Genomic DNA, 10,378 nt, shown 5'->3' on the forward strand with positions numbered 1-10,378 from the left:
CCGCCGCGGTGAATCACTGCGCCACGGTCACGGACGGCCTGCACAGCACTCCCGGCCCGACAGGCGGGTGGCGCCGGCGTTCCTTGACGCGTACGTTGCCGGCGGCCACGCTGGCATTGCTCATCCACGGCGAACTCGGATCGTATTGCCGAGGCACCGTGTCGTACGTATTCACCGGCGAAGTCCCGGTCGGCCCAGGCACGTCCGCCTTGAAACGCCTAGGGCTGTTCCGGCGGGCAGGCGAAAGGACGGTGCCGTGGCCGTGCGGTTCTTCACTGCGAGAGCGCTGGTTCTCGTCGCATCCGGCGTGTTCCTCGCCGGATGCGGGTCACAGACCGCGTCCGGCGAATCCCCCGACGGACAGGCGCAGCCGTCGGGCGGCTGCCCGCTCACTCCGGAAGCCCTTTCCAAGGCCACATCCCTGAGCTGGGAGTTGCAGGAGAGGAAAGACGACCACCCGCTGGAGACCGCCGAATCGATCAAAGTGACGGCCTGCCTCTACGCGGCCGCGGACGCTCCCCAGGACGGCTCGGATCCGCTGGTCCTGCGAGCCGACGTCGCCACCGGAGCGGATGCGGCCACGATCAGGAAGGACTTCATCGACACGTGCACCGAGTACGGCGGCAAGGTCGGCGACTCAGCCGCGGCTGACGGTGCGATCGTGTGCGACCGGAACGGTTCCACCGTGGAGGGCCTGGTGGGAGGTGCCGATCGAGTGGTGAACGTCTATCTGGTCAACGCGGAGGCGGCCACCGCCGGCAGGCTCACCCCGGCCTTCGACAGGATTCTCGCCGCCGTCGGCTAGCGTCCCGGCGGAGGCCGCCTCCGCTCAGTCCGGGGGTAGGACGTCTTCGAGGGCGGCCGTGAACCAGCGAGCGATGCCGGCCGGATGCGTGACGGCGGTGCCGACCACGACCGTGCGCGCCCCCAGGCGGGGAAGGGCTTCGGCGGCCTGCTCGGTGATGTGGACGCGGCCGTTCCGGCGCCCCGGTGGCCGGGTGCTCCCGATCACTCCTGAACGCCGGCCGGTGGCGCGAGCCAGGCGGGTAACGGGCGGGTGTGCAGTACGTCCAGTCGCGAGACGGCCCGGGTCAGCACGACGTAGAGCCGGTTGAGTCCTCGGGGCTCGGCTTCGGCGATCTCGGCGGGCTCGGCCACCACCACGTGGTCGTATTCGAGACCCTTGGCCATTGCCGCGGGGACGGCGGTGACGCGGGCCGCGGAGGCGATGTCGTCGAGCGTGGCGACCTCGATGCCTTCGGCCCGCAGCGCCGTCACCAGCTCGCCGAGGGCCGCGTCGGCGGCGATCACCGCGATCGAGCCCTCATGGCCGAGCGCGTCGCGCACCGCGCGGACCGCGGTGCCGGCGAGGTCGGGTGTCCGGTGGACCCCGAGACGGCCGTCCGTACGGAACGAGCGAGTCCTGGGCACGTCCACGGCCAGTTCCTCCAGCAGGCGGTTGGCGATCGCGACGACGGCGGCGGGTACCCGGAAACCCGTGGTCAGGGCGGTCAGCTTCGCGTCCGGCTTGCCCAGGTGGGTCAGGTGCTCGTGCCAGCCGCGGGCCGCCCACCGCGTGGTGCCCTGCGCCAGGTCGCCGAGCACGGTGATCGAGCCGTGCTCGCTCCTGCGGGCGACGGCCCGGCACTGCATCGGCGAGAGGTCCTGCGCCTCGTCGACGATGACGTGACCGTATCCGCGAGGGCGCTCCAGCAGGCCCGAGATCTCGTCGAGGAGTACGGCGTCGGCCGCCGACCACCTGGCGCTCCTGAACGAGCGCGGCGGCCTGGTCCACAGGATGGCCGACTGCTCGCCGGGGGTGAGGACCCCGTCCGCGGCCCCGGCCAGCACCGCGGGGTCGCCGAGCAGTTCCGCGAGCACCTTCTCCGGCCGGGCGGCGGGCCACACCGCGTCGACGTGCGCGCTGAGGGCCCTGGTCATCTCGCGCCTCCAGGCGGCGCTCGTGCTCCGGCCGCGCGCCTCCGCCTGCCGGAGCAGGACGGCCACGGCCCGTGAGAGCACGCGCTCGCGGCCCACGCCGTACGGGGTCGCCTCCCGAAGGGCGGCGTCCACGATGGCGCCGAACTCCTCCTGTCCCACCCGCCAGCGGTAGGAGCCGTCGGGGACGGCGATCGGACCCGCCGGGGCCGTCACCCGCTGGTACAGCGCCTGGCGCAACACCTCCGCCATGCGGACGTCGTGCTTGACGGCGGCGGCCTCCTCGCCGTCGGCCCCGCTGAGCGGCTCTCTGGCCAGCAGCCCTTCCACGGTCGTCTGCTCGACGTCGACCTCGCCGAGCGCCGGGAGCACGGCCGCGATGTAGCCCAGGAACGCCCGGTTGGGGCCGAGGATCAGCACGCCCGTGCGAGAGAGCCGCTGCCGATGGGTGTAGAGCAGGTAGGCGGCCCGGTGCAGGCCCACGGCGGTCTTACCGGTGCCCGGCGCCCCCTGGACGCAGATCGACTCCTCAAGCCCGGCGCGGACCAGCTCGTCCTGCTCGGGCTGGATGGTGGCCACGATGTCACGCATCGGCCCGACGCGGGGGCGCTCGATCTCGGCGGCCACGATCCGGCTCGCCACGCCCAGGTCCTGACCGGCTCCGAGACGCTCGTCCTCGAAGCCGGTCAGCGCGACCGGCTCCCGGGACCAGCCGAAACGGCGTCGTACGGACACTCCCCGCGGGTCGTGGGCGCTCGCCCGGTAGAACACCGTGGAAACGGGCGCGCGCCAGTCGATCACCATCGGCGCCCGCCCGGTGCCACCGGAGACGTGACGCCGGCCGATGTAGTAGCGCTGTCCGCGGTGCTCGGCCGGACCGGTGCCGGGGCTGAAGTCGAGGCGGCCGAAGAACGGCGGGCCGTCCGGCTGTTCCTCCAGCTCCTTGGCGAGGCTCCTCAGGTCGTAGCCCAGTCGCTCCGCGCTGTAGCGGTCGCCCGCAACCCGCTCGCCGATGACGACGTTCAGGCGCGCGCCCTCGACCATCCGGCGGATGGCCGCTTCGCACTCCGCCAGATAGGCACGCTCGTCGTCGAGTCCGGTATCCGTCATCGCGCCTCCATCTTCCAAAAAGCTTAACTCAGTTAAGATATTAACCGAGTTGTGTTTCTGCTAGGTTGGAACGCGTGACAGGGCTCCGGGAACGCAAGAGGCGGCAGGTCCACGAGACGATCTCGGCGGAGGCGATCTCGCTCTTCCTGAAGAGGGGATTCGACGAGGTGTCGGTCGCCGAGGTGGCGGCGGCGGCGGGGGTTTCCAAACCGACGCTCTTCAAGTACTTCCCGACCAAGGAGGACCTTGTCCTGCACCGCATCTCCGACCATCAGGGCGAGGCCGCCCGGGTCGTGCGCGAGCGCGGGACGGGCGAGGCGCCGCTGGAGGCGCTGCGCCGCCACTTCCTGGCCGGGCTGGAGCGGCGCGATCCCGTGACGGGGCTCAACGACCACCCCGAGGTGCTCGAATACCACCGGATGGTCTTCTCCACGCCCAGTCTCGCGGCCCGGGTGCTCCACTACATGGCCTCGGACGAGGAGGCCCTCGCCGCCGCGCTCGCCGAGATCACCGACGAGCTCACCGCACGACTCGTCGCGGGCCAGGTCCTGGCCGTTCAGCGGGTGCTGGCCCGGCGCAACTGGCTGAGGCTGGTGGAGGGGGAGACCGCCGAGCGGACCCACCTCTCGGCCGTCGCCGCCGCCGACCACGCGTTCGCCCTGCTCCCGAAACTGGGCTGAACACCGCACCGGGCAGACCGGAGCCTCCGGCGATGCCCGCGGCCGCTCCGACCTCCAGGCCGTTGAAGCGCTGCAGGAAGGTGGGCAGCCACCAGATGATTCCGCTGATGCCGAAGAAGAGCGGTCCAAAACCGGTGAAGACGAGGCGTACCGGCCGGATCGCGAGCACGTACCGCGGCAGGCTCGTGGAGCAGGGGAGCCACCGAGAGCCGCTCGCAGAAGGGGGCGCCTACGCGCGCCTGTACGCCCGCCAGGTCGACGACCTCGACCAGCCGACGGGCCGGGCGTCCACCTGAAACACGGCTGCGGGGAAGCCACGCTCTTCCCCGCGGCTCGCCCCCTCCCGGTTCTCCGAGTTCGACGAGCCCGCGGCGGCGGTACCTACCAGTTCGTGTCAGGTGGATCCCGGTGGCCGGGAGAGCGACCCGGCGCAGGCCGTACCGCGCCGGCACCGCAGCGGCCGTGGCTGAACGGCCCGCCGCGGGAGGGGCGGCGGGACCTTCCGCCGCCCGCCGAGGATGTCAGCTCTCGATCTCGGTGCGGTCGCCCGACCACAGGGTATGGAAGGAGCCCTCGCGGTCCACTCGCTGGTAGGTGTGCGCACCGAAGAAGTCACGCTGGCCCTGGATCAGGGCCGCGGGCAGGCGCTCGGCCCGCAGCCCGTCGTAGTAGGCCAGCGCGGTGGAGAAGCCCGGTGCCGGGATGCCCAGCTCGGCGGCCTTCGCCACCACCCGCCGCCACGAGTCCTGCGCCAGGGTCAGCGCTTCGGCGAAATAGGGGGCGGCGAGCAGGGTGACCGGCTTGTCCGGCGCCGCGTACGCCTCACGGATGCGGTTCAGGAAGACGGCGCGGATGATGCAGCCGCCCCGCCAGATCGTGGCCAGCACGCCGGGGTCGACGTTCCAGCCGTACTCGGCGCTGCCCGCCCTGATCATGTCGAACCCCTGGGAGTAGGCGACGATCTTCGAGGCGTACAGCGCCCGCCGCACATCCTCGGCGAAGTCCTCGCCGAGGGCGCCGGCCGGTACGCCCGAGGGGCCCGGCAGGCCGCGCGCGGCCGCGCGCAGGTCGGCGTGGCCGGACAGGGAGCGGGCGAACACCGCCTCGGCGATGCCGCTCACCGGAACCCCCAGGTCCAGGGCGATCTGTACGGTCCACCGGCCGGTGCCCTTCTGCTCCGCCCGGTCGGCGATCACGTCGACGAGCGGCTTGCCGGTGGCCGCGTCGACCTGGCGGAGCACCTCGGCGGTGATCTCGATCAGGTACGAGGACAGCTCACCTGAGTTCCACTCCGCGAAGATGTCCGCGAGCTCCGCCGGGGTCCGGCCGAGCCCCTGCCTGAGCAGGTCGTACGCCTCGGCGATGAGCTGCATGTCGGCGTACTCGATGCCGTTGTGCACCATCTTCACGAAGTGCCCGGCGCCGTCGGGGCCGATGTGCGCGCAGCAGGGCACGCCGTCGACCTTCGCCGCGATGTCCTCCAGCAACGGCCCCAGCGTCTCGTACGACTCCTTCGAGCCGCCGGGCATGATGCTCGGCCCGAGCAGCGCGCCCTCCTCCCCGCCGGAGATGCCCGCGCCGACGAAGTGCAGGCCGCGCTCGCGCAGCGCGGCCTCGCGCCTGCGCGTGTCGAGGAAATGCGCGTTCCCGCCGTCCACCAGCATGTCGCCCGGCTCCAGCAGGGGGGCGAACTCCTCGATCACCGCGTCGGTCGCCGCCCCGGCCTTGACCATGATCAGAATGCGCCGGGGGCGCTGCAGCGCCGCGACGAACTCCTCGGGAGTCTCGCAGGGGACGAAGGTCCCCTCGTCCCCGTGCTCCTCGACCAGTGCCTTGGTCCTGTGGTGTGACCTGTTGTGCACCGCTACCGAATGCCCGTGCCTGGCCAGGTTACGGGCGAGGTTCGCCCCCATGACGGCCAGCCCTGTCACACCGATCTGTGCCTGAGTCATCAAATACCTCCAGCTCGGAGACCTCGGTCCTCACGACCGGGAAAGAAAACACGACAGGATGCCACGTAGTGGGTTTCTCGAAAGCATGAGCGAACCCGGTCCGTGCACCATCACCGTTTGTGACGTACGCAGATCGTGAAGCGAGCGTTCACATTTCGCTTCCATCCAATTCTTCACGTCAAGAATGCCAGTCCGCACCCGCCTCGACTAAAGGGGCGAAGAGAGTGTCGGCGCCGTGCCGACCGGCGGACCGTCCGCTTCCGGGCGGCTCCGGCCCCGCTGGGAGCGGGGCGAGGTGACCGGATCCCACCCCGAGAGGGCTCACCGGCCGAAGCGGATTCCCGGGGTCTCCAAGCCGATGAGGCCGCCCAGGCACCGGTAGGTCCGTGCCCCACCCTGGAACTGCTCCTGGGAGGGGGGCAGGACGGTGCCCTGCCACCTGCTCCGCCGATCGCTGCGGGTGTCGTGCATGGAGGCGAACATGACCTGCTCCGAGCACACCTTCCGCACCGTCGGATGCTTCTCCAGGGCCGCCAGGTCGTAGGTGAGCGAGTCCTGCGGAAGTGGGGCGATCGCGTACGTCTCCCACACGTGTGACTCCTCGCAGCCGATCCGCTTGGCCGTGGTGTCGCCCGCGATCGAGACGAGGCCGCCCCAGCACTCGGGCTTCACCACGCACGCGGCCCCCGCACCCGCGACTGCCGAGGCGGGACAGGCCGCCGTGACCGTGGGAACCTCCGGGACCTTGAGGGCCGCGGACGCGCCGGACGCCGAGGTCGTGCCGTCCCCGGCGTTCTCGCCGCCCAGGAGCGCCTGCCGGCCCGACTGCTGCGAGGTGGTCGAGGTCCGGTCGCGATTCTCGATGTACATGAGCCCGGCCCCGGCCAGCAGCAGGATCACGAAGGCCACCGCCACCGCGACGAAGACCCGCGTGTTCGACGAGGCGGGATGCTCGGGCGGTTTGGTACCGCTCACCCCCGGAGACGTCAGATGTGACCGCACCGGCTCCCTGCCGGGCCCGCCCTGGACCGGCGGCGTGCTGTACGGCGGCGGCACTGTGGCGTACGGCGGCGAGGGGGCAGGGATAGGGACAGGGGAGACGGGCCGCGGGGCATGAGGCGGGGAGGCCGGGGTGTCACCCCCCGGGCGCAGGCTCGCGAGGGTGTCGCGCAGCGCGGCCACCGAGGGGGTGCGCCGCGCGGGGTCGGCGGCCATGGCATCCCTGAGCACGGCGGTCAGTTCCGGCGGCACCCCCGGGATCTCGGGGACGGGCAGGCGGTGCAGGGCCATGATGACCGCGATGTTGACCACGCCGCTCTCCGGGAAGCGCGGAGGGCGCCCGGAGAGCAGCGCGTACAGCGTGGCGGCGAGGGAGTAGACGTCGCCCGCGGGGGCGGGTTCGGTCAGCTCGAACGCCTCGGGCGGAGCATAGGCAGGGGTGAGGGACTCCCTGGTCACCGATGCCTCGCTGCCCGACGAGGGCATGGTGGCCAGGCCGAAGTCGGAGAGCACCGCATTGCCGTACCGGTTGATCAGGATGTTGGCAGGCTTGATGTCGCGGTGCAGCACTCCGGCGGCGTGCGCCGCCGACAGCGCGTCGGCGATCTTGATGCCGATGTCGGTGACCTCGGCCGGCGGCAGCCGCCCCTCCGCACGCATCCGGTCCAGCAGCGACCCGCCAGGGCACAGCTCCAGGACCATGTACGGCCGTCCGTCGGGCAGGACCCCGGCGTCGTAGACATGGGCGACGTGCGGGTGGCCGGAGAGGGCGCCCGCCGAGGTCACCTCGCGCATGAAACGGCGCCGGTCCCGTTCCGAGACCAGCACCCGGTTGTCCACCTTGAGCGCGACCTCACGCTCCACCGCCAGCTGCCTGGCCCGGTAGACGATTCCGAAACCACCCTGGCCGAGCACCCCGGACACCTCGTAGCCCGGTACGGCGACGGCACCCGCTCCGGCCACCTGCCACCTCCTGAAGACGAGCGGCAGATTACCGGAGTTTCACCCACGAACCACGCGTTATACCGGCAGGCGCCGCTTCTGGTCGCCGGGATGTCCGTCACCGAGCTCCGCCAGAAGCGCGTCCCAGCGGGCCCCGATGGCGTCGAGGCTGTAGTCGGCTGCCGTCAGCGCCGCGTTGTCGCCGAGCCTGCCACGCAGCTCCCGGTCCTCGATCAGCCGGCAGAGCGCCTCGGCGAGCGCCGCGGGCTTTTTCGGCGGAACGAGCAGCCCGTTGTGCTCGTGTGCGATGACCTCGCCGGGGCCGTGCGGGCAGTCGAAGCTCACCACCGGCACGCCCTTGCTCATCGCCTCCAGGATCGTCATGCTGAATCCCTCGTAGCGCGAGCTGACGGCGTAGATCGATGATTTGGCCAGCTCCATGCCGATCTCCGACGAGCTGCCCATGAGCAGCATCGTGTCCGACAGCCCGGCCTCCTCGATCCTGGCGCGGAGCTTCCGCTCGGCCTCGGGCCTGCCGCGCCCGTAGAGGCGCAACACCCAGTCGGGGTGCGCCGCGGTGACGGGCTTCCACGCCTTCACCAGCAGGTCGAAGCCCTTGGCGTGAACCATCCTGCCGATGGCGACCACGACTTTCTCGTCCAGCTTCGAGACGCCTCCGGACAGCGCGGTCACGGCGTTCGGGATGCGCAGCAGCCGTCCGGGCGGCGTCTTCAGAGCTCTGCGGTAGTGCTCCAGGTCCACCTGCGTCAACGTGACGAAGGCGTCCAGCCTGCCGTAGCGCCGCTTGATGAGCCGGACGACCTCGGGGGAGTGCACGTCGAGTGCCACGTGCTCCTGGCCGATGGTGATGACGCCCGGTGGCGCGAACAGGGCGGTGATCAGGTTGAATCCCGGCCGGGTGGAGATCAGCACGCCGGTGCGCATGGATCGCAGGTAGCGGACCATGCGCAGGTCCGTCAGCAGCGAGACCGCCCGGTAGACGTTCTCCTGCCTCGGGATCAGCATGCTCGGCAGACGCGACAGCAGCCACCCCACCGGGCCTCGCCGCCGGGTTCTGTCGTCCAGGAACGACACCCGCACGCCCGGCGGGATGGGAAAGAACGGCTCCCTGGCCGTCCGGACCACGCTGACGATCTCCACATCGCGCTCGCGCGCCAGGTGATCCGCCAGGTTGAGCACGGTCCTGATGGTGCCGCCCATTCCGTACGCGTGCTGCAGCAGGATCCGGACGGTTCTCGTGTCGGGCGCCGGAGCGCGCCTCGCCCGCCTCGCGTTGAGCGCCCGCAGCACCCCGAACGCCGCCCGCCTGACAGCCACCCGTGCTCGCCGCGTCTTCACGCTCTTCCCCGACATGCCGAGAGCCCCCGCCCGTCCCGCATTCCCTGTCGTTCCCCTTCCCGGAGCCACCTCCGCTAAAGCACACACATCGGACAATCCACCTCACTGCCCGATAGGTCGTCGTACGGACCACAGGGGTCCTGGACCGCCGGTGAATCAGTCCCTTCCGTCCTTCGTGAAGTGAGTTACCTCCCTTACTCCACCGGAGCCGCTGTTCGCGTTCATGGCGCTTTCGGCTGGGGCTCCCGGCCTATGCTGTTCCTCTCCGTGTGAGGGGAGCATCGGTGGGCGGACGGGATCCGGATCGGCGTCGGGCGCTGCTCGACGCCGCGGACCGGGTGATCCGGCGTGAGGGACCCGAGGCGTCCATGGCGTCGATCGCCGCCGAGGCGGGGGTCACCAAGCCCATCCTCTACCGGCACTTCGGTGACAAGAGCGGGCTCTATCAGGCCCTGGCGAACCGGCATGTCCGCACCGTGGTCGGCCTGCTGCGCCCGGAGTTCGACCGGGCCAGGGCCGACCTGCGCAGTCGCGCCCGGGCGACGATCGACGCCTATCTGGAGATGATCGCGGCCAACCTGAACCTCTACCGGTTCCTCTTCTACCGGGCCGGTGCGGAGGACAGCCGGACCCACTCCCAGATGACCGCCATCGTGCGCAGCCTGGGTGAGGAACTCGGGGCGGTGATCGCCGCCGAGACGGCGGTGCCCGATCCGGTTCGCGCCCAGGTACTGGGTCACGCCTTCGTCGGTATGGTTCAGGCCACCGGTGACTGGTGGCTGGAGCATCCCGAGGTGGACCGGGCCGAAGTCGTCGAGGGGCTGGTCAGCGTCATCGTGGCGACGATGTCGGCCACGCTCTCCCGCTGATGTCGCCTGTCACCGGTTACCCGCTGCTCACCGAACCGTGAAAGCCGGTCTTCTGGAGCGCTTGCCAGAGCGGGACCGAGCCGAGCAGGAAGACGGCGTGGTCGATTTGACGATGCGGGACGAGGTTCGTACAGTTCACCAGACCCGAGGGAGACGGCGGTGGCGCCGGGGCCTCGGGAACCTCTCTAACGATCTTCGCCCCAAGGGGATATTTGTCCCCAAAAGGGGTCTGATTCGACATGAATCAGACGGGCGAGTAGGTTAGAAGGGTTGCTCTGGAAACGGAGCCGCCGAATTCCAGCAAGACCCGCAAGATCAAGTCAATCGCTTCAAAACGAGCCGGTTTGACACGAAAAAGCAGGCCTGAAAGAATAACGGCACAACGAAAGAACAGAACAAAACGAACCGCCCCTGGTTCTCCGGCTGAAACTGGCCGGGACGACGGTGTACGCGTCCGTTTCTTGAGAACTCAACAGTGTGTTAAAAGCCAGTGCATGAAGCACAACCCTGTCCAACCTGCCCTTTCATC

The 10,378-nt window shown here is 70.3% G+C and carries 9 protein-coding genes; 4 read left to right on the forward strand and 5 right to left on the reverse strand.

From position 1 onward, the window contains the following. Positions 1-256 precede the first annotated feature (256 nt). Entirely contained in the window at positions 257-805 is a 549-nt protein-coding gene (locus tag ABT130_RS37955) for a hypothetical protein (RefSeq protein WP_350963977.1), read from the forward strand. Between the two features lie 24 nt (positions 806-829). Here ABT130_RS37955 and ABT130_RS37960 read toward each other — a convergent pair whose 3' ends face one another. After that, complete coding sequence (locus ABT130_RS37960) at positions 830-1,012, reverse strand: hypothetical protein (protein WP_350963980.1); 183 nt, start codon at positions 1,010-1,012, stop codon at positions 830-832. Further along, on the reverse strand, positions 1,009-3,048 hold the full coding sequence (locus ABT130_RS37965) for a HelD family protein (protein WP_350963983.1): 2,040 nt from the start codon (positions 3,046-3,048) through the stop codon (positions 1,009-1,011). Before ABT130_RS37965 ends, ABT130_RS37960 begins: the two co-directional genes overlap by 4 nt. Positions 3,049-3,122: 74 nt before the next feature. Between ABT130_RS37965 and ABT130_RS37970 the strand changes: the two genes are divergently transcribed. Next, the gene (locus tag ABT130_RS37970; RefSeq protein WP_350963986.1) at positions 3,123-3,728 is read left to right on the forward strand and encodes a TetR family transcriptional regulator; all 606 of its coding nucleotides are present in this window, start codon (positions 3,123-3,125) and stop codon (positions 3,726-3,728) included. Between the two features lie 134 nt (positions 3,729-3,862). Next, a complete protein-coding gene (locus ABT130_RS37975; RefSeq protein WP_350963989.1) occupies positions 3,863-4,024 on the forward strand; it encodes a hypothetical protein in 162 nt (53 codons plus the stop codon). Between the two features lie 225 nt (positions 4,025-4,249). Here ABT130_RS37975 and gnd read toward each other — a convergent pair whose 3' ends face one another. From gnd to ABT130_RS37990, 3 genes are all read right to left on the reverse strand, one after another. Next, positions 4,250-5,680 (reverse strand): NADP-dependent phosphogluconate dehydrogenase, encoded by a 1,431-nt coding sequence (gene gnd / locus ABT130_RS37980; protein ID WP_350927590.1) that lies wholly within the window; start codon positions 5,678-5,680, stop codon positions 4,250-4,252. Between the two features lie 321 nt (positions 5,681-6,001). Beyond that, entirely contained in the window at positions 6,002-7,642 is a 1,641-nt protein-coding gene (locus ABT130_RS37985; protein WP_350963991.1) for a serine/threonine-protein kinase, read from the reverse strand. Positions 7,643-7,699: 57 nt separating this feature from the next. Next, positions 7,700-8,980: a glycosyltransferase family 4 protein gene (locus ABT130_RS37990; RefSeq protein WP_350963994.1), complete on the reverse strand. Its 1,281-nt coding sequence runs from the start codon at positions 8,978-8,980 to the stop codon at positions 7,700-7,702. A 284-nt stretch (positions 8,981-9,264) separates the two neighbouring features. Between ABT130_RS37990 and ABT130_RS37995 the strand changes: the two genes are divergently transcribed. After that, positions 9,265-9,849, forward strand: coding sequence for a TetR/AcrR family transcriptional regulator (locus tag ABT130_RS37995; RefSeq protein ID WP_350927596.1), 585 nt, complete (start codon positions 9,265-9,267; stop codon positions 9,847-9,849). Positions 9,850-10,378: the final 529 nt, after the last annotated feature.

The sequence above is a fragment of the Streptosporangium sp. NPDC001681 genome (assembly GCF_040298085.1).
GTDB lineage: Bacteria > Actinomycetota > Actinomycetes > Streptosporangiales > Streptosporangiaceae > Streptosporangium.

Bases quoted from the DNA above. Each gene is read 5' to 3' on its own strand.
- ABT130_RS37965 (WP_350963983.1), bottom strand. From the start codon at position 3,048: ATGACGGATACCGGACTCGACGACGAGCGTGCCTATCTGGCGGAGTGC.
- gnd (WP_350927590.1), bottom strand. From the start codon at position 5,680: ATGACTCAGGCACAGATCGGTGTGACAGGGCTGGCCGTCATGGGGGCG.